General features: G+C 45.2%; 18 protein-coding genes. 10 read left to right on the top strand and 8 right to left on the bottom strand.

The window, feature by feature from the left end; all coding sequences use genetic code 11:
* Nucleotides 1-20: 20 nt before the first annotated feature.
* Nucleotides 21-1,391: a sodium-dependent transporter gene (locus F7Y48_RS01710; protein ID WP_043884644.1), complete on the bottom strand. Its 1,371-nt coding sequence runs from the start codon at nt 1,389-1,391 to the stop codon at nt 21-23.
* A 430-nt stretch (nt 1,392-1,821) separates the two neighbouring features.
* On the opposite strand from F7Y48_RS01710, the gene cls reads away from it, so the two are divergent.
* From cls to F7Y48_RS01730, 4 genes are all read left to right on the top strand, one after another.
* Complete coding sequence (cls, locus tag F7Y48_RS01715) at nt 1,822-3,276, top strand: cardiolipin synthase (protein ID WP_316679988.1); 1,455 nt, start codon at nt 1,822-1,824, stop codon at nt 3,274-3,276.
* A gap of 241 nt (nt 3,277-3,517) precedes the next feature.
* Nucleotides 3,518-4,726 (top strand): cystathionine beta-lyase, encoded by a 1,209-nt coding sequence (locus F7Y48_RS01720; RefSeq protein ID WP_085343097.1) that lies wholly within the window; start codon nt 3,518-3,520, stop codon nt 4,724-4,726.
* 245 nt (nt 4,727-4,971) lie between these two features.
* Entirely contained in the window at nt 4,972-5,877 is a 906-nt protein-coding gene (locus tag F7Y48_RS01725; protein WP_017634669.1) for an esterase/lipase family protein, read from the top strand.
* Between the two features lie 12 nt (nt 5,878-5,889).
* Complete coding sequence (locus F7Y48_RS01730) at nt 5,890-6,750, top strand: lipase secretion chaperone (protein WP_316679990.1); 861 nt, start codon at nt 5,890-5,892, stop codon at nt 6,748-6,750.
* A 25-nt stretch (nt 6,751-6,775) separates the two neighbouring features.
* Here the strand turns inward: F7Y48_RS01730 and F7Y48_RS01735 are convergent, their stop codons facing one another.
* From F7Y48_RS01735 to pspA, 7 genes are all read right to left on the bottom strand, one after another.
* The gene (locus F7Y48_RS01735) at nt 6,776-7,342 is read right to left on the bottom strand and encodes a DNA-3-methyladenine glycosylase I (protein WP_104971518.1); all 567 of its coding nucleotides are present in this window, start codon (nt 7,340-7,342) and stop codon (nt 6,776-6,778) included.
* Between the two features lie 72 nt (nt 7,343-7,414).
* Complete coding sequence (gene vmeI / locus F7Y48_RS01740) at nt 7,415-10,525, bottom strand: efflux RND transporter permease subunit VmeI (protein ID WP_316679991.1); 3,111 nt, start codon at nt 10,523-10,525, stop codon at nt 7,415-7,417.
* Nucleotides 10,522-11,619 (bottom strand): efflux RND transporter periplasmic adaptor subunit, encoded by a 1,098-nt coding sequence (locus F7Y48_RS01745; protein ID WP_074191125.1) that lies wholly within the window; start codon nt 11,617-11,619, stop codon nt 10,522-10,524. Before F7Y48_RS01745 ends, vmeI begins: the two co-directional genes overlap by 4 nt.
* A gap of 1 nt (nt 11,620) precedes the next feature.
* Entirely contained in the window at nt 11,621-12,652 is a 1,032-nt protein-coding gene (locus F7Y48_RS01750; protein WP_253651497.1) for an efflux RND transporter periplasmic adaptor subunit, read from the bottom strand.
* Between the two features lie 162 nt (nt 12,653-12,814).
* Nucleotides 12,815-13,204, bottom strand: coding sequence for an envelope stress response membrane protein PspC (gene pspC / locus F7Y48_RS01755; protein ID WP_012841944.1), 390 nt, complete (start codon nt 13,202-13,204; stop codon nt 12,815-12,817).
* On the bottom strand, nt 13,197-13,430 hold the full coding sequence (pspB, locus tag F7Y48_RS01760) for an envelope stress response membrane protein PspB (RefSeq protein WP_005393293.1): 234 nt from the start codon (nt 13,428-13,430) through the stop codon (nt 13,197-13,199). Before pspB ends, pspC begins: the two co-directional genes overlap by 8 nt.
* A 14-nt stretch (nt 13,431-13,444) precedes the next feature.
* A complete protein-coding gene (pspA, locus tag F7Y48_RS01765) occupies nt 13,445-14,116 on the bottom strand; it encodes a phage shock protein PspA (RefSeq protein WP_005393294.1) in 672 nt (223 codons plus the stop codon).
* 232 nt (nt 14,117-14,348) lie between these two features.
* Between pspA and pspF the strand changes: the two genes are divergently transcribed.
* From pspF to F7Y48_RS01795, 6 genes are all read left to right on the top strand, one after another.
* Nucleotides 14,349-15,359 carry a phage shock protein operon transcriptional activator gene (gene pspF / locus F7Y48_RS01770; RefSeq protein WP_268979499.1) on the top strand — a complete coding sequence of 337 codons (1,011 nt, stop codon included), beginning with the start codon at nt 14,349-14,351 and terminating at the stop codon, nt 15,357-15,359.
* A gap of 205 nt (nt 15,360-15,564) precedes the next feature.
* A complete protein-coding gene (sapA, locus tag F7Y48_RS01775; RefSeq protein WP_104974258.1) occupies nt 15,565-17,184 on the top strand; it encodes an ABC transporter substrate-binding protein SapA in 1,620 nt (539 codons plus the stop codon).
* The gene (locus F7Y48_RS01780) at nt 17,184-18,146 is read left to right on the top strand and encodes an ABC transporter permease (protein WP_046874787.1); all 963 of its coding nucleotides are present in this window, start codon (nt 17,184-17,186) and stop codon (nt 18,144-18,146) included. Before sapA ends, F7Y48_RS01780 begins: the two co-directional genes overlap by 1 nt.
* Nucleotides 18,133-19,020 carry an ABC transporter permease subunit gene (locus tag F7Y48_RS01785; RefSeq protein ID WP_316680005.1) on the top strand — a complete coding sequence of 296 codons (888 nt, stop codon included), beginning with the start codon at nt 18,133-18,135 and terminating at the stop codon, nt 19,018-19,020. Before F7Y48_RS01780 ends, F7Y48_RS01785 begins: the two co-directional genes overlap by 14 nt.
* Nucleotides 19,020-20,015 (top strand): oligopeptide/dipeptide ABC transporter ATP-binding protein, encoded by a 996-nt coding sequence (locus F7Y48_RS01790; protein ID WP_316680008.1) that lies wholly within the window; start codon nt 19,020-19,022, stop codon nt 20,013-20,015. Before F7Y48_RS01785 ends, F7Y48_RS01790 begins: the two co-directional genes overlap by 1 nt.
* The gene (locus tag F7Y48_RS01795) at nt 20,012-20,803 is read left to right on the top strand and encodes an ATP-binding cassette domain-containing protein (RefSeq protein WP_005393308.1); all 792 of its coding nucleotides are present in this window, start codon (nt 20,012-20,014) and stop codon (nt 20,801-20,803) included. The genes F7Y48_RS01790 and F7Y48_RS01795 overlap by 4 nt, the downstream gene beginning before the upstream one ends.
* The last annotated feature ends 20 nt before the right edge of the window (nt 20,804-20,823 follow it).

A 20,823-nucleotide genomic window follows, 5' to 3' on the forward strand; every position in this document is an offset into this window, starting at 1 on the left:
GGCTTGCCCCAAGGCCTGAGCTAGAGCTTTCTAGAGAAAATACCAGCAAGACCAATGATTGCGATACCCAGCAGCATGATTTCACCTTTGCCACTGTCAAAGCCAGACTTAATCCCCATGAAGGCAACAATAGCGATCGCAACAGGAATCAAGTATTTAACTAGGTTGTACCACAATCCAAATAGCGGGAAGGATACTTCGCCGTCATTAGTGATCTCTTTTTCTAGCTCAGCACGGCTTAGGCGCCATCCAGCAAAGATACAAACCAACATACCACCAACCGCTAGGAAGATTTTGTCCGTTAGCAAGTCGAAGATATCAAAGGCACCTGTACCAAACAGCGTTGGCCCCATTCCACCTAACGATAGTGACGCAAAAATACATAATGCCGCCATAACTGCACTTGCAGACAGAACCGCGTTAGAGCGCTTCATGCCTTTCTCATCGATTAGGTAAGACACGACAACTTCCAATAGTGATACTGAAGAAGTTAATGCCGCCACCGTCAAGCCGATGAAAAATAGCAACGCGAATAGCAACCCAATCACACCGCCCATTTCAGCAAATAGTTGAGGAACGACAACGAATACAAGACCTGGGCCTGCCGCAGGCTCCATGCCAAAGGCAAACATAGCAGGGAACATAGCAACACCAGCAAGAATCGCGACACCTGTATCCATCGCAGTAACCATACCGGTTGTTTGAACTAGGTTCTCTTTCTTCTTCAGGTAAGAACCGTACGTCATCATACAGCCCATACCTAAGCTAAGTGAGAAGAACGCCTGCCCTAGTGCAGCAAGAACCACATTGCTATCGACTTTAGAAAAGTCCGGCATGAATAAGAACTCAAGGCCAGCCATTGCACCTGGCAGCATCAAGCCTTTAACAGAAACAACGATTAGGATTAAGAACAGAAGCGGCATCAGAACCTTACCGGCTTTCTCAATACCACCCGAAATCCCTTTCATCACAATCATGACGTTAAGGAACAGGTAAACACCCATCCACATTAAAGGTTGAATCGGATCTGAGATGAAACCGCCAAAGCTGTCGCCAATTGCTTCTGGCGCGCTGAGTAGACCACCGCCCACTTTAAAGATGTAGGCCAATGCCCAACCACCAACCACTGGGTAGAAGCCCATGATCAAAAGACCACTGAAGACTCCCATAACGCCAGTGAACGTCCAGCGTCGGTCAGTTGTTTTGAATGCACCTACGGCAGAAAGACCTGTCTTACGACCAATAGCGAACTCTGTCAGCATCACGCTAAAGCCGATAAAAATAACAAAGATAAGGTAGATAGCAACGAATGCACCGCCGCCACTCTCACCCGCTGTGTAAGGGAATTTCCATATATTGCCTAAACCGACAGCGGAACCCGCTGCTGCCATTACGAAGCCTAGTTTAGACCCCCACGTATCACGTGGTGCTGCTGTATTAGTTGTAGCCACGCTTTTTCTCCAAAATTAGTTTGTTGTGTATGCATAGAGATAGGCGCCTAAAAAGTTTATGTAAAAATTATTGTACACTTATAAAATAAGCGTTCGACGCACTATGTCTAGAAAGTAAAGCAGCTCCCCTTTAAAATTGGAACCCCAAAAAAGTACATTTATCGCACAAGTGTCGAGTTACGCAGGTTAAATGCTGCTTTTTTGTTCAAAAGTTAAAGAATGGCCTTATTTTTCACATTAAGATAACAGAATCAGCTGTTATGAAATTCGTTCCTCATATAAGGTCAATCCCACGTCTAAATGGGAAATCTATTCCCCCAACCCACTTTTATGCTTAATATCCTAGAAGGGCATATTACTCTGAGCGTATATGGACAAGTTTTATCACTTTCTTACTTTAGCTGGCATCGGGCTATATTGGTTACTGGTCGCAGGTGTGACCATTCGTGTCGTTTTAAAGCGCCGTGCAGTGAGCGTGTCTTTAGCTTGGCTAATGATCATTTATATCCTTCCCGTTCTGGGTGTCGCGTGTTATTTCCTCTTCGGTGAACTGAACTTAGGCAGAAAACGGGCCGAACGCGCAAAAGAGATGTTTACACCATTCGAGAAGTGGTTCAGTCAGTTGAACGACTGTAACGCGCACAACCCAGAAACGATGGGAAGGCACATCTACCGAATTGATGAACTTTGTAACAACCGCCTCGGGTTACCAGCACTCAGCGGTAACACGCTCTCATTACAGCAAAAGCCTGACGAAATTTTGCACTCGATTATCGAAGATATCGAAAATGCGCAAACCAGTATTCGAATGGTATTCTACATTTGGCATCCAGGTGGTTTGGCTGACTCTGTCGCTTCTGCACTTATCCAAGCGGCTAAACGCGGCGTAGATGTCAAACTATTGCTCGATTCAGCAGGTAGTCCACGTTTTTTCAGAAGTCCTTGGTATCGAATGATGCAGGATGCTGGAATTGAAGTTATTCAAGCGCTAGAAGTGAAGATGTGGCGTATTTTCTTACGTCGTCTTGATCTTCGCCAACATCGCAAGATCATCGTAATTGATGATGAAATTGCTTATACAGGTTCAATGAACTTGGTTGACCCGGCTTACTTCAAGCAAAACAGTGGCGTCGGGCATTGGGTGGACATCATGGTTCGCATTACGGGACCAACGGTAAACGTATTGAGTGCTATCCACTGTTGGGATTGGGAAGTCGAAACTGGCGAACGTCATTTACCGAGACTACCTGAATGTAAGATCGATGAGAGTGAGTTCCAACATCCTATTCAGGTTGTGCCTTCTGGCCCTGGTATGCCGGAATATCTGATCTATCAAGTATTAACATTGGCAATCAACCAAGCCAATCGCTCAGTACGAATCACAACGCCATATTTCGTGCCCAATGCTGATTTACTTGAAACGTTAAAGATGACAGCACAACGAGGCATTGATGTTGAACTGATCATTCCACATAAAAATGACTCAATGATGGTGCAATGGGCATCACGCGCTTTTTATAGTGAGCTTTTGTGTGCAGGAGTCAAAATCTATGAGTTTTATGGTGGTTTGCTGCATACGAAATCCGTCGTAATTGACGACCAATTCTGTTTAGTTGGCACCGTAAACATGGATATGCGCAGCTTGTGGCTGAACTTCGAAGTTACCCTCGCCGTTGACGACGAAGAATTCACGAAGCAAATGTCTTGGTTACAAGATAGCTATATTAAGCAATCTCACACTGTTGTATTGGAAGAATGGGAGAAAAGAAGCCTATTTTCTCGATTCTTAGAGCGAGTGTTCTATCTCTTCAATCCACTCCTCTAATACCTCAAATACACCGACTAAAAAAACCTCCAGCGCTTCAAACATCTTGCTGGAGGTTTGTTCTACTTACGTTTTCCACCTTAGCGATACACTCTAAGACTACAACTCAACCTTTCAGCTTTGACGCCTTCACTCGATAATCTCGGCTATTATTGGGTGATAGTTGACTTTTCCCTTGCAAACGTTATGTCGTCCATGTTTTAAATAATCAAAATCGTAATATTTAAGACAGGGAACTTTTATGTCAGAGGGCAAAAAAACCAAGCTCATTACCGCTGGCCGCGATAAAAAGTGGACAAACGGTGTTGTAAACCCACCCGTTCAACGCGCTTCAACCGTGGTATTCAACACGGTTGCAGAGAAGAACCAAGCCACCATGAACCGCACCAATAAAACATTATTTTATGGTCGCCGTGGCACCAACACGCACTTCGCTTTTCAAGATGCAATGGTTGAGATTGAAGGTGGCTCAGGTTGTGCTCTCTACCCTTGTGGCACGGCAGCAATTTCAAATGCGATTCTTTCTTTCGTCGAAACTGGCGATCACATTCTGATGGTGGACACTTGTTACGAACCAACTCGTGATTTTTGTAATACCATCATGAAGAAAATGGGCATCGAAACTACCTATTATGATCCGATGATCGGCGAAGGTATTCGTGATTTGATTCAACCAAATACCAAAGTCCTTTTCCTAGAATCTCCGGGGTCAGTCACAATGGAGGTGCAGGACGTACCAACATTGGCGCGCATTGCTCACGAGCACGATATTATTGTGATGCTTGATAACACATGGGGAGCTGGCGTGAACTTCTCACCATTTGAACATGGTGTCGATATTTCCATTCAAGCCGCCACCAAATACATAGTTGGTCACTCTGATGTAATGTTAGGTACAGCCGTAGCTTCCGAAAAATACTGGCCCCAACTGCGCGAACAAAGCTACTTGATGGGTCAGTGCGTTTCTCCTGACGACGCATACCTAGGCCTTCGTGGTATTCGCACGCTGGATGTTCGCCTAAGACAACACGCAGAAAGTAGCTTGAAAGTCGCGAAGTGGCTAGCTTCTCGTCCGGAAGTTGATCATGTCCGCCACCCAGCATTGGAATCGTGCCCTGGCCATGAGTTTTTCAAACGTGACTTCACTGGTGGAAACGGCTTGTTTTCATTTGTTCTCAAAACGTCTTATCCAAAAGCGACGACGGCTCTGCTTGACGGTATGAAACACTTCAGTATGGGTTATTCTTGGGGCGGGTATGAAAGCCTCATTCTTGCTAACGAACCAAAGAGCTTTAACAGCTTGAGAACCGTAGCGCACCCACACTTTGAGGGCACTTTAGTTCGAATTCATATTGGCTTAGAAGACGTGGATGACTTGATCGCCGATCTAGAGGCTGGTTTTGCGCGCTATAACGCGTTAATTTTAGAAAAAGAAGTCTCTCTAAAATAGTAATTGAATCGCCCCGCTTCGCGGGGCGTCTCTATAACTCGCTGACTTAATTAGAATTACCTAACATTCCCACCACCCATTCGTTAATGTTAATCATTTGTGTTGTTTTTCAATTGAGCAGTCACAGAATGAAATAATGTGCCACAAATAGGCTTTCCAAATTTAGAGTTTCTCTCCTACTTTTTATCATTCATAAGAGGTCATACCACAAGGAGATAGTTTTGAAACTTAAACTCATAACGCTAATGCTTTTTACCTTAATTACCGTCCCAATAACCTCCGTACACGCCGCAACGGGTTATACCCAAACCAAGTATCCGATTGTTCTGGTTCATGGATTATTTGGTTTTGATACCCTCGCAGGCGTAGATTACTTTTTCGGAATACCACATTCCTTAACGAAAGACGGCGCTAAAGTTTATGTAGCGCAGGTATCCGCGACCAACAGCAGCGAAGTTCGAGGGGAGCAGCTGCTTGCTCAAGTAGAAACCTTACTAGCAGCAACAGGCGCAGAGAAAGTCAATCTCATTGGTCACAGTCATGGTGGTCCCACAACGCGCTATGTTGCCTCTGTCCGTCCTGACCTAGTCGCATCAGTTACGAGTATCGGTGGCGTTAATAAAGGGTCTAAAGTGGCAGATTTAGTTCGTGGCACCGTATCTGAGGGTTCTGGTAGTGAGCAGCTCGCGGTAAAACTGGCGCAAGGCTTAACCACTCTTATTAATCTTCTATCAGGCGGTTCTGATCTCGACCAAGACCCTTTAGCCTCATTAGCAGCCTTGACCACGGAAGGCTCATTGGCGTTTAACCAGCACTACCCAGAGGGAGTGCCTACTAGCGAATGTGGTAATGGCGACTTGCTAGCTTCAAATGGCGTTTATTACTACTCATGGACCGGATCATCCACTTTTACAAACGTTTTCGATCCGACTGACGCTGCCATGATGGTACTTGGCTTAGCCTTTGATGGGCCGAATGATGGCTTAGTTGGTGCGTGCAGCACACATTTAGGCAAAGTCATACGTGATGATTATCAAATGAACCATTTGGATGAAATTAACGGTCTACTCGGTATTCATCATCTTTTTGAAACCGATCCAGTCACGCTTTATCGCCAACATGCAAATCGTCTCAAACTTCAAGGTTTATAAGAGGTCATCACAATGAAGAAAGTCGCTCTCACCACTTTTATCCTGCTCTCAATATTTGGCGTGGGAGCGCTTTCTCTATTGCAAAGCGACAAACAACAAGAGATAACCTCTAGCCATTCGCAATCTCAGCAAGACATAGCCGCCGATGTCTCTTCCCCAAAAGACTTCTTCGAATATTCTCTTAGCCGGCTGGGCGAAGAAGATCTCGATACGATCAAAGCGGAAGTCAATGATGACACTTTAGCAAAACAAACACTGAATATTGATGCCAAACTCTTCCAGACCTACCTTTCCTACAAGCAAGCGCTCTCTGCATTAGAGCCTTTTGAGCATAACCAACTAACGATTGAACAGCTAACCATGCTGAATGAAGCGATACTGAATTTACAACTTCAATACTTTAGCGAGGTCCAGATAGCTCAATTGTTTGACGAAGAAAACCGACTTCGCCAACTTGCATTGGAAAAGCTGACGATTAAAAAACAGGCATCGGATATCGAGAGTCAAACACACCTTCTCAATCAAGCGTTATCAGAACAACCAGATTATATCCGAGAAAGTGAACGCAATAACGCATTAGCGGAGCAACTCGAGCAAGCTTCTCAGCTTGATTCACAAGATAAGTACATCGCCCGTGTTGCACTGGTGGGAGACGCTGGAGCGCAAAGGCTACAAAAGCTTGATGAGCAAAGAGCATCATTTGAGACTCAACTCGCCACTTACTTAAAACAGCGTCAAGAGATTCTGAATAGGGATTTTCTAGGGCAAGACGAAAAACAGGCAGAAATCATTGCTTTAAGAAAGCAAAGCTTCGATGCCACTCAATGGCGTCGAATCGAAGCTTTGGAACGTATTCATGATAGCCAGAACTAACAACATAAACTTAATAAGCCAAACGTTACTTATTCTGCTTTTTAGGACATCCAACGATATGGTCATCCACCATGCCGACGGCTTGCATGAAAGCATAACAGATGGTTTCACCGACAAACTTGAAGCCTTTCTTTTTAAGGAATTTACTCATGGCTTTGGATTGCTCTGTCGAAGCTGGTACGTCACTCATATGCTGCCATTGATTGACGATTGGTTCGCCGTCCACGAACTGCCACAACGCGTCTGATAAACTCCCGTATTCAGCAATTAACGCTTTGGCCGCTTTGGCATTACTGAAAACCGAGTTAATCTTTCCGCGATGCCTTACAACATCGAAGTTTTCCACGATGTATTCAGCGCGTTCTTCATTTCTTTGTTCCAACGCATCTAGGTCGTAGTTCTCGAACGCTTCTCTATACCCTTCGCGCTTTTTAAGAATGGTAATCCAACTAAGCCCAGCTTGCGCACCTTCCAACGTAATAAATTCAAACAGGGTTTGGTCGTCATATACTGGCACGCCCCATTCGGAATCATGATATTCGCGCTCTAATGGGTGATTCATCGCCCACGCACACGTTTTTTGTTCTGTCATTATTCTTCCTTAAAAAGCGCCTCTAACTGATGAGCTAGAGGCGCGATACTTTTCATCGTTATATCAGTAGCACTAAGCCTGTTTCGGTACTGCCACTTTATGGAATAAACGATACAACACTGGCACGACAATCAGTGTCAGGACTGTCGCAAAGCCCAAACCAAACATAATCGTAACCGCCATTGGTTTGAAGAAAATATCTGGTAATAGTGGGATCATACCAAGGATCGTCGTGATAGCTGCCATACACACAGGACGAACACGGCTTACCGCAGCATCAACGACCGCATCATAAGCCTCTTTACCCGATTTCATTTCTATTTCAATTTGGTCCAGTAATACGATGCCATTTTTGAGCACCATTCCCGATAAGCTTAAGAAGCCGAGCAAAGCCATAAAACCAAACGGCGTGTTGAGTGCCAACAAACCGGTGGTGACACCAATTAACGCCAGCGGCACGGTAAGCCAAACAATGAGTGGCTCTTTGATAGAGTTAAATAGGAATACAGTGATCAAGAACATGAACAAGTACCCCATTGGCATAGTAGTAAACAGCGACTCTTGAGCATCACCAGAAGATTCGTATTCACCACCCCACTCTAGTGAATAGCCAGGGGGCATTTGAATCGCTTCGATTTGGGGCTGTAAACGTTTTTGCAACGTCGATGCGGTTTCTTCACCTAGAATATCAGGGTCTGCCATCACAGTGAGCATGCGCTTACGGTTCTTACGCACGATGATAGGATCCTCCCAGCGCATGTCGTAACCCATTGTAACTTGTTGAAGTGGGATAAACTCACTCTGTGCTGGACTCCATATTTTCATGCCTTCGATGTTACGAATATCAATGCGTTCATCTTCAGGTAAGCGAGCCACGATAGGCATGAGCGTCGTGCCGTCTCGGTATAAACCTATCGTCATTCCAGAGAATGACATGGACAAGAAGTCATCGACGTCCGATTTGGTAATGCCATAGCGACGTGCCTGACTCTCGTTAAACTGAGGTTCAAGAACTTGGGTTCGTTCACGCCAATCATGCCTGATATTTGTTGCCTGAGGATCGGCGTACATGATGTCCTTGACCTGAGCGGCTATCGTACGAAGGACGGTTGGATCAGAGCCAATAATGCGCGCTTCAATTTTTGCACCACCACCAGGGCCTAACTCAATCTGTTTGAGCTTGTAATTGATTTCTGGGTAGTTGGCTTTTAAATACTCTCGAAACTTCGCCATTAATGGTTTTAACGCTTCGTAATTTTCCATACGAGTGGTTATCTCACCATAAGCCGCATAACTTTTCTCTGGCGCGTACGTTAACATGAAGCGCTGTAAGCCTTTACCCGCGGTCGTCGTGATATGGTCGACATGCTCTTGCTTGGCTAACCAACTTTCTAGCTCTTTAAGCGTTGTGTTGGTGGCACGAATATCAGTTCCTTCCGGCATCCATACATCTAACTGAAAAATAGGCGTTGTCGACGATGGGAAAAACGCTTGCTTCACAAAGGTGAACCCATAAATACTTGCCGCTAATCCCGCAATCAGCACCACAACGGTAAACCAAGCACGGCGCATACAGAACTGGAGAAACTTTTTATAAATAACGAAAATAACCCCGTTATATGGATCATTTTCTTCCCCTTCACCTTGTTTAATCTTCTGGCCTTTAAAGAAGATGTCAGCGAAGAACGGTGTCAACGAGATGGCGGTAAACCAACTCAACATCAATGAGATAAGAAGAACCGTAAACAAAGTGCCACAGTATTCACCCGTCGAATCCTCAGACAGTCCAATGGGAGCAAATGCGGTTACCGCAATCACAGTTGCTCCAAGTAATGGCCACTTGGTTTGGGTAACGATATCAGTCGCCGCTTGGAGTCGAGTTCGTCCTTTTTGGGTACCAATCAAAATCCCTTCAACCACGACAATCGCATTATCCACCAACATACCTAACGCGATAACCAAGGCACCTAATGAAATCCGCTGCAAATCTATCGCGAGATACTTCATGAAAATGAACGTACCCAACACCGTCAGCAGTAAAATCAAACCGATAAGCAGACCTGAACGTAGCCCCATAAAGAACAGAAGTACGATAATGACGATACCGACGGCTTGAGCCAAGCTGACAACAAAACCGCTAACCGATTTATCCACCTCTTTAGGCTGACTGTAAATTTCGGAAATTTCGATACCGACAGGTTGTTGGTACTTTAGCTCGGCAAGGCGATGATCAAATGCTTTTCCGACTTCAACGACGTTGACACCTTCAGCAAAAGAAACACCCACGTTCAGTGCGAGGCTGCCGTTAAAATTAATAATATTACTCGGTACTTCTACATACCCACGTTTTATTTCCGCCACATCTTTCAAGAAGATGAGCCCCTGAGCTCCCGACTCAGTAATCAACAAATCGCCTAGCTCATCCACACTCTGGAATTCGCCAGTCGGCTGAATTCTGATGTACTCGTCACCAATTCTGATCGCCCCTGCGTCAGAAACCACGTTTTGCGTCGAGAGAAGATTAAAGACCGTATCGGGAGAAAGTCCTATACTGCTCAGCTTTTTCATCGATACTTCGATGAAAACTTGCTCTTGCTGCTGCCCGGATACCGAAACTTTGCTCACTCCATCAACCAGTTCGAGCTCTCGGCGTAAGTAATCGACGTAATCCAGTAGCTCCTTATAGCTATAACCGTCGCCAGTCACCGCTAACAAAATCCCGTAAACATCACCAAAATCATCGATCACTTGAGGTTCATTCACACCCGGAGGCAACGTCCCTTTAAGGTCATTCACTTTACGGCGTAACTCATCCCAGATTTGTGGCAGATCATCAGGGCCATAATTGTTCTTCATCGTGACCGTGATTTGCGATAATCCTCGGCTAGAAATCGAATTCACTTCATCAACATAAGTAAGCTGCTGAATCGCTTTTTCGATCGGATAAGTCACTTCTTCTTCGACTTGTTGCGGCGTCGCACCAGGATAAGAGGTCACCACCATGGCATCTTTGATGGTAAAAGCAGGGTCTTCAAGACGCCCTAACCCAAAGAATGCAGCGATACCACCAATCAAAAAGATCAGTGCGACCATCCAACTGATGACACGATTTCGGATGAAGTACGCAGCAATACCGGTCACATCATCATCACTTTGAGGCACTGATTTATTAAGATCGCTCATAGACCGGCCTCCTGCGTAGCCATTTCCTGTATCACTTCCACTTTCATGCCATCCCTTAACCGAGAAACACCGGCAATCACAACTTTGTCTTTGAGCATGAGACCATCAAGGATTTGAATGGACGTTTTAGATGCTTTACCTGCTCGCACCTGCCTGCGCGATACCGTGTTGTCATCATTCAGTACCCAAACAAATTTATTTTCGCGCCCCAGCTCGTCACCGTCCGCATTAAAAATGGCTTCAATGGGAACATTAATTCCTAAATTGAGATCCAAGCCAACGTTCTTATCTTTGGAGGTCACCTCAACGGCCATCCCATCTAGGATGTATTCTTCTTCCGGCATAGGAAGCGATAATGTGACGGTAAACGTACCTGTTGTTGGGTCTGGCTCAGTCGTAAATTCTTTCACGGTCGCGTTGTACTCGTTACCACTAGGCACGCGCACCAATGCCTTTATCGCGGTAAGCCTTTCTTCCGTTGGCGGTTGGTTAACATAGAGCCGGTCTGGAAGTTGAATCAGCACCTCTACTCGCTCCAAACTATGAATATTGACGATATGCTGTCCGACTTGGACATTTTCGAATTGCTCGATATTAACTCGCGAAATGATCCCATCCACAGGCGCTTTTAAGGTAGTAAATGATAAACGGAGTTTCGCTAACTTAAGCTCAGCCAGAGCGATTTGTCGTTGTGCTGCAATTTCATCAAACTGAGACTTAGCTAATAGACCTTTGTCAACTAAAGGACGTGAACGGCGATACTGACTGTCAACAACAGAAAAACGCGCACTCGCATTATCTACATCCAACTCATAGTCAGTAGGATCCAACGTTGCGATAACATCACCCTTCGTGACTTTATCGCCCTCTTTTACCATGATGCGGCTGACTTCTCCTGCCACTCGGAAACTCAAATGAGAGCGATCCGCTGCATTCGCAACCGCAGGGAAATATAAGTTGTCATCCACCCGATTTCCCGCTAATGAGGTAACTCTTACACGCGGTGTCTCAAGAGCTTTTTCTGGTGCCTTATCGCCACAACCAACAAGAAGAAACGTTGAAAATAATGCCGCTAGAGAGATGATTCCTTTCATATTACAACCCTCTTTCCTTAATCCAGGCTCTTACCTTAATTCCGGGTTCAATTACACTAACACCAGAGATAATGATTTGATCGCCATCGTTAAGCCCAGCTAACACTTGGTTTTTGTCATTCATTTCAATAGCGGCTTTGGACACAATACCTTGCTCATCGACACGCCAAACGTATGTTTTGCCGTTCTCTTCTAGCAGCGCGGAATTAGGAATTTTTGTTGCACCAGCATTTTTAGATAGGAGGTAAGCATTACCAGACATGCCCGGTAAAAGGCCTATTTCTGCTGGTCGCTCCATCACCATAGTGACTTTGTAACTACCGGTTTTAGGATCGGCTTCTGTATCGATTTCTTGAAAGGTCAAGTCAAATGACTGCTCGGGGAAAGCGTCAAAGACCATTCTGGCAGAGACATCGCTACCCTGAGTGTAACGATTTAGCAGATAGTCAGGGACTTGGAATATCACCTTAAGCAGTTGGTTGGATTGAATATTCATCACGCCTTCTTTTGCGGCAACATACTCATGGTTTTCTGCTGGAATATATGAAATCGTACCATCATATGGCGCGACAAGTTTGGTATACCTTAAATTTGCCTTTGCTTGATTCCACTGAGCTTTGGCTGAGTTGTGATTCGCTTTTGCCTCATCAAAGTCTTGTTCGGACACCACTTGGTCTTTACGTAACTTTTGGTATCGCTTGTACTGCACGTCTGCGAGCGCGAAATTTGCCCGAGCTTGCTGTTCAAGCAGAGCATATTCATCAGGGTTTAATGAAGCCAATACATCGCCTTTGCTGACGACTTGACCTTCATTCACCTCAATCGTTTGAAGAAGTCCAGGAACTCGAAACGTCAGTACCGCTTTATCACCAGCTTCCGTCGTGGCAGGAAAGTGTCGTTCAAATTGGGCATTGCCAACAGATACTGTAAATAGCTTTGCGGGGCGGGATTCAGGTTCTGGAACAGGGGGAAGTTCTTTACCACACCCCGACAACACAGCCGAGATGGCGACAGGAATGAGCAATCTTCTCATTACATTCATCCATAAAAAATTAAGGGATTATTTTTAAAGTAGATGAATTCTGGGCGAACTTCCAGAGTTGAAAAGATTAATAGTGCTTTAAAATTAGTAATTTGTGACAAAAAAGCAGGCTTTGCGCCTGCTTCGTTTAAATCTTCTTTGGATACGGAGTGTTTAGAGCTTGCTGAACTCCCGATTCACCCTATATGTATCAGACGTAACATACGCTTCCATGTTACGGATTTTGCCATCAAGACGGTCAAAATCGCGTTCCAACACACTGAGCAATTGGTCCGGACTTTGTCCTTTCTGCCAAGGCTTACTTTTAAGTGTGTGTTCTTGTTGCGCTCGGATATTTTCAGAATACGTCACTGGTTGCTTTTCTAACATAAACGCCATCGCGACGTATGCTAACAACACCAAAAACGTACCGCCCAACAGCGCTGCAGAAATCACTACAATACGAATCAACCAAACCTCTGCACCAAAGTAGTTGGCAATTCCGGCGCAAACACCGGAGATTTTGCCATTTACTGGGTCACGATACAGCTCTCGATTAGTCATACTTGCGTCTCCATGTTGGTGACTCAGCATCCAAGATGCGCTCCAATGTATCAACTCGGGACTGCATCGCTTCCGCTTTTTCAGATAGTACCTGAAGGCGCTCTAAATCTTGGCTCGACAGTGCACTATCTGTTTTGCGTTTGCTGCGATAGTGTAAGAAGAGCCATAGTGGAGCGACAAAGATTAAAAAGACAATCACTGGTCCTGCTATAAAAAATGCCGACATAAATGGCTCCTTTGTTATTTATCTTTCGATGACATCTGTTCTTTCAGTTTTGCCAACTCTTTTTCGATTTCGTCTTGAGCTTGAAGCTCTGCAAACTCTTGCTCTAGCGATTTTGCATTACCAGTTTGTGCGTACAAATCTGCTTCCGCTTCCATTTCATCCACTTTACGCGAGTACTGCTCAAACTTTGCCATCGCTTCATTAGTACGGCTAGTGTGCAGGTGTTTTTGCACATCACGACGGTTAGAGGCTGTTTGGTTACGAATTGCTAGTGCTTGCTGTTTTGCACGCGTTTCTGCAATTTTGCTTTCTAACTTACCGATCTCGCCTGTAAGCTTGTCGATCGTTTCTTCTACTAACGTCTGCTCAGTGTGAAGACCTTTTATCACTTGCTCAAGCTTTTGCTTTTCAATTAACGCTGCACGAGCCAAATCTTCACGCTGTTTTACCAACGCTAGGCTCGCTTTTTGGCTCCATTCGCCAATTTGCTCTTCTAACGTTTCAACTTTACGAGCCAACTCTTTTTTGTCTGCAATCGCTTTAGCCGAGTTAGTACGCACTTCAACAAGTGTGTCTTCCATTTCTTGAATGATAAGACGGATCATTTTTTCAGGATCTTCCGCCTTGTCCAGCAATGCACTGATGTTTGAGTTAACGATATCTGCAAATCGAGAAAAAATACCCATAACGGAACTCCTCTTTTTTCCTATTAAAACTCGACAAGGTGGTGATTGACCTTGCGTCTCCCTGAATACATTACAAGTAGCATGCCAACTTAAAATTACATTTAAAATCAGCAGTTTATGCATTTTGTTGTCGTTATGCACTATTATGCTATGATGTTTTTCACCAACTGTTGGTGAAATTCACCAACTCCATATGTAAATCATGGCTCGGCTGTTAAATAAGAAGGACTTTATGAAGCAAAACCTGATTGGTGAATCACCTGCTTTTCTCGCCGTACTAGATAAAGTATCACAACTTGCGCCTATTGAGCGTCCAGTCCTCATTATCGGTGAACGAGGAACGGGTAAAGAACTCATCGCTCAGCGTTTGCATTATTTATCAAGACGTTGGGATAAGCCACTACTATCACTCAACTGTGCGACCTTAAGCGAAGGACTAATAGATTCAGAGCTATTTGGTCATGAATCCGGTTCTTTTACAGGTTCTAAGGGCAAGCATAAAGGACGTTTCGAACGCGCCGAAGGCGGCACTTTGTTTCTTGACGAACTGGCCACCGCACCACTTTTAGTTCAAGAAAAGCTGTTGCGTGTCATCGAATATGGTGAATATGAACGAGTTGGCGGTCATACCGCTCTCAATGCGGATGTTCGACTTGTTTGTGCAACCAATGCGGACTTACCAAAATTGGCGGAACAAGGCGATTTCCGTGCCGACTTACTCGATCGTTTAGCGTTTGATGTCATCATGCTGCCTCCTCTTCGTGAACGAAAAGAAGACATCCTGTCTTTAGCAGAGCACTACGCGATGAAGATGTGTCGCGAACTTCAACTGGAATATTTTGTCGGTTTTACCTCAAAAGCACAGCATTCGCTTCTTGAATATGAATGGCCAGGTAATGTCCGTGAACTAAAAAACGTGATTGAACGTGCTATTTACCAACATGGTCTCAATGCCGATCCAATTGATGAACTGATTTTCAATCCTTTTGAAACAGTTTGGAATAACACGCTTGGTCATAATGCCGAGCAAGGCGAACAGCAGCAAGAAGAGGAAGCACCAAGCAGCGCAGTTCAATTCCCTCTAGACTATAAACAGTGGCAAGAAGAGCAAGACATCCACTTACTCAATCGCGCATTGGAAGAAGCCAAGTTTAATCAACGACAAGCAGCCGAGCTACTTGGTTTGAGCTACCACCAATTACGAGGGATGGTTAGAAAATATGGTTTAGTCGGGCAAAGCTAGCTAGGTCGAAGGTGCTTGATCGGTTAGCGAGCGAGTGACAGCGCTCTAATTTGTATGTCTTTCAAGCATAACACCTTACAGTGTATGGATTTTATGTTTGGAGCGAGTTCACAAAGGTGATAAATTAGCGAGATCATTTTCGCTTGTTAGCTCTGAAAGAGTAAGATCAAATGAAACAAGCAAGATCCAATGAACATTTCATATTATGAATGCTTTTATAAGATTATCGCTGAGCCTTATTGGGATTAGCCTACTGACCGCTTGTGGTGATGAAATTGACCACAATGACATTCGCAAAGCTGGCTTTGTGTTTTGCGGACAAGGTAAGCCAACTACGTTTAACCCTCAGCTTATTGATAGCGGTATTACCGCAGAGGCACTGAGCCCGCAGTTGTACGATACGCTGCTCACGCTCGATCCTAAATCACATCAGCCAGTAGCAAATATCGCTGAGAGTTGGTCTGTGAATGAGTCAGGAACGGAATACACGTTTAAGCTTAAACGTAATGTTCAATTCCAAACCACGTCCTGGTTCACTCCCACTCGCCCATTGAATGCAAAGGATGTGGTATTTAGCTTCAAGCGAATCATTGATGTAGACCATCCTTTTCACCAAGTAGGTGGTGGTTTTTATCCATGGTTTGCAGGGTTAGATTTTCAAAACCTGCTGCAAAACGTGACTGCGATTGACGAGCATACGGTAAGGTTTACCTTATCTCAGCCAAATTTTTCCTTCTTGGCAAATATTGCCACCAGCCATGCTGTCATATTGTCTGCGGAGTACGGACAGCAACTGGCAGCAAAAGATCATAAAGAAGAAATCGACCAACTTCCTATCGGTACCGGCCCATATCAGCTAAAAGAATACCAAGTGAACGACTTGATTCGTTTGGAACGTCACTCTAACTACTGGAAGTCACCCGCGAAAATGGAACAAGTGGTGTTCGATATCTCTCATCGAGGCACTGGTACCTTGGCGAAACTTTTAAGAAACGAGTGCGATGTGCTCTCTTCGCCTATTTCGAGCCAAATACCCGTTATTCAAGAAAATGACAATCTTGAGCTAACTGCTACGCCAGCCAACAACGTTTCCTTTATTGCGATCAACACTGAAACGACCGCACTGAGTGATGCTCGCGTCCGCCAAGCACTTAACTTAGCGATTAACCGTCAGAACATTTTAGATTCGGTTTACTACGGAACTGGCTCGCAAGCTTATACATTGCTACCGCCTAATTCATGGGCCTATCAAAAGGACAGCGTAAAAATTCGTTATGACCGTAACTATGCATTAGCACTACTCCGTGATGCTGGCTATGAAGACGGTCTAGAGCTGACCATGTGGGTACCACTTGAACCACGCGCCTTTAACCCAAGTCCTCGCAAGACCGCGGAGCTAATCCAAGCGAATTTTGCCGATATTGGGGTTGAGTTAACGTTGCTAACCGATGATAGATTCGAACGTGTGGATTTAGAGAACATCAATGACATCGATTTACTTTTAACTGGTTGGATTGGTGATACCGGGGACCCTGACAACTTTTTCCGCCCGTTATTATCTTGTGAGTCTGATCGCGTTGGCCTCAACGTATCGATGTGGTGTAACGATGATTTCGATTTCTTGCTCGATTTGGCATTGGAAACCCAAGAACCGCGTTACCGTCTGAACTTATATCGCCAAGCGCAGAACATTTTAAATCAAGAATTCCCGGTAATTCCTCTGGCGCATGGTGTGCAATTCCGTGTTCACGACAAATCACTGACAGGCTTCAAATCAAGCCCTTTCAATGCCCAACCGTTTGATAGAGTTGAGAGAATTCACTGATGTTTTGGTATACCGTTCGACGCTTTAACCTATTTTTCATCACTTTGATGATCCTCACATTAGTGGGCTTTTCTCTGCTGCGCCTTGACCCTCTCTCGCACTGGGCAAACGTTGATTTTTGGTCTGGTTGGCAAACTTACTTAATCAACCTTTCTCAGCTTGATTTTGGCATAAGTAAAAACGGCAACGCGATTTATGACGAGCTCGCCGTCGTATTCCCGGCCACTTTGGAACTGTGCTTTTTTGCCTTTTTGGTGTCCCTTTTGATCGGTATTCCGCTTGGAACCGTTGCTGGGATGAAGCAAGGTAAATGGCTCGACACCAGCATTTCATTCATGTCGATGTCTGGTTATTCCGCTCCAATTTTTTGGGTGGCTCTGCTACTTATCATGGTTTTTTCATTGGAATACCAACTCTTTCCCGTGGCAGGACGATATGACCTGCTTTACGAAATTGATCATGTAACCGGATTTGCCATTATCGACGCATTCATGGCGAAAGGTGAATACCGCGCTCACGCACTGCAAAGCGTCATTGAGCATATGGTGCTGCCATGTTTGGTGCTCGCTTTGGCTCCAACCACGCAGGTTGTCGGACTAATGCGTTCTTCGGTGGCGGAAGTGATGAGCCAAAACTACATTCGTGCAGCGAGAATCAAAGGTCTCTCTAACCGCGAGATCGTTACTCAACATGTCTTGCGTAATGCGATACCGCCTATCATCCCCAAAGTCGGTGTTCAACTTTCCAGTATGATTACCTTGGCTATCATCACTGAATCTATTTTTAACTGGCCAGGTATTGGTCGTTGGTTGTTAGATGCATTGGCAAACCAAGATTATGCATCAATCCAAGCTGGCGTGATGGTACTTGCGACTTTGGTTCTCACCGCTAATATTCTCTCTGACTTAATTGGCGCGATGATTAACCCTCTAGTTCGAAAGGAATGGTATGCTAACAAATAACGTTTATCAGGAAGAGCGCATTCCAACTCAGTTTGAGCGATTTTGGCGAAGCTACCGCGCCAACGGGCTAGCCATGTTTGGCCTATGGTGCTTGGTATTTATCGTCCTAATTACCATTTTTGCGCCACTGCTTGCGCCGTTTGATGCCCAAGCACAGTCAGGCGAATTGCTTGTGCCGCCATCATGGGCCCCAGCTGGAACGGTTGATTACTTTTTGGGAACCGATGACTTAGGCCGAGACATTCTGTCACGCTTGATCATGGGCTCTCAACTTACATTTGGTGCAGCCGTTGCCATCACTGCGATTGCCGTGGTCGTAGGTTGTTTGATTGGCGTATTAGCAGGCATGACGAAAGGCTTACTGTCGAGTACTCTCAATCACTTGCTCGATACCGTCATGTCGATCCCGTCGCTCTTATTAGCAATCATTTTTGTGGCATTTCTCGGCTTTGGTGGGTTCAATATTTTACTCGCAATCTGCTTGGCTTTGATTCCGCGTTTTATTCGTTCTGTTTATATCGCAGTCCACACCGAAGTTGAAAAAGACTACATTATGGCGGCACGTCTTGATGGCGCGAACGATTTCTACTTGTTGTGGAGTTCAATTCTTCCCAACATATTGACGGTCATTGCTGCTGAAATCACGCTCGCGCTCTCTGCTGCGATTTTAGATATTACTGCGCTGGGTTTTCTTGGCTTAGGCGCACAAGCACCAAGTACTGAGTGGGGAGCGATATTAGGTGACTCTGTCGAGTTGATTTATATTGCACCTTGGACCGTAACCCTACCCGGCCTAACCATCATGTTTACCGTTATTACCCTAAACTTAGTAGGTGAAGGTGTACGTCAAGCGCTTAATGCGGGGATCGAATAATGCCGTTGTTAGATATTCGACATTTGACTATTGAGATTGAAACCCCTCAAGGGTTAGTCAAAGCCGTGGACCGAATGAGCCTAACTTTGAATGAAGGCGAAATTCGTGGTCTTGTAGGTGAGTCTGGTTCAGGAAAAAGCTTAGTTGCAAAAGCGATTGTCGGGGTAAGTAAAGATAACTGGCGCATTACCGCGGACCGTATGCGTCTTGGCAATATTGACTTGCTTCAGCTTACGCCAAAAGAGCGTCGACGCGTCATTGCCCGTGATATTGCGATGATTTTCCAAGAGCCTTCAACTTGTCTTGACCCTTCAGAAGAAGTAGGACGTCAATTGATCGAGTCCATCCCATCTCACGCATTTGAAGGAAAATGGTGGGAGCGATTTAAATGGCGTAAAAAACAGGCCATTGCGCTTTTGCACAAAGTGGGGATTAAAGACCATAAACGCTTAATGGGTAGCTATCCTTATGAACTGACCGATGGTGAGTGTCAAAAAGTCATGATTGCCATGGCGATTGCGACCAAACCTAGATTGCTGATCGCAGATGAACCAACTAACGACTTAGACCCGATTACCCAGTCGCAAATATTGCGTTTATTGAGCCGTATGAACCAGCTCAATAACACGACCATTCTGCTTATCGGTCACGACTTAGCGACCATCACACAATGGGCGGGCCGCATTACGGTAATGTATTGTGGTCAGTCGGTAGAGTCTGCCGATACCAGTAAAATCATTGCGGCACCCAAGCACCCGTATACAGATGCCTTGCTTAAAGCGATGCCAGACTTTAATGATTGGGTACCACACAAGCAAAAACTCCAATCCCTACCGGGATCGATTCCGCCATTGCAGCATCTGCCCATCGGTTGTCGACTCGGTCCACGTTGCCCGTATGCGCAGAAACAATGTGTTGAAATTCCACACACCAGACGAATTAAGAATCATAAATTTAACTGCCACTTTCCATTGAACACGGAGAAAAAGTCATGAGTGCGTTACTTGAAGTCGATAATTTATCGAAGCAGTTTGTTACGCGCTCCCGACTATTCAAACGTCAGGTTAATGAGGCTGTCAAACCGGTGAGCTTTACGTTGGAGCCGGGGCAAACTATCGGTTTTATTGGCCAAAACGGTTCAGGAAAATCCACTCTTGCCCGTATGCTTGCAGGCGTTGTAGAGCCAAGCTCCGGAGAGATCCGTGTGAATGGCGAACGGTTGGAGCACAAAGATTACGCGACACGCTGTAAGCTCATTCGCATGATTTTCCAAGATCCAAACACATCGCTCAACCCGCGTATCCAGATTGGCCGTATTTTGGAAGGCCCATTAAAGCGAAACACCAACATGCCGCCAGATGCACGCATGCAGCGTGTGAAGAACACCCTACTCCGCGTCGGATTGTTGCCTGAACACGCCTATTTTTACCCACAAATGCTAGCGGCAGGTCAAAAACAGCGTGTGTGTTTAGCTCGTGCGCTTATTCTTCAACCTTCCATCATTGTCGCTGACGAGGCGTTAAACGGTTTGGATATGGCTATGCGCTCACAGATCATTAACTTATTCCTCGAGTTACAAGAAGAGATGGGATTGTCATTTGTGTATGTATCTCAACACATTGGCATTGTTAAGCACATTACTGACAAAGTGATGGTGATGCATGAAGGTGAGGTGGTCGAGTTTGGCGAAACCAACCAGGTATTGACTCATCCCGAGCATCCCATTACTCAACGCCTAGTCGAAAGCCACTTCTATAAGGCGCCAAGCCACCAAACAAAATAGCCTATTAAAGATGTCATCGT

It is taken from the genome of Vibrio sp. 2-1-2a, assembly GCF_032648565.1.
Taxonomy (GTDB): Bacteria; Pseudomonadota; Gammaproteobacteria; order Enterobacterales; family Vibrionaceae; genus Vibrio; species Vibrio diabolicus.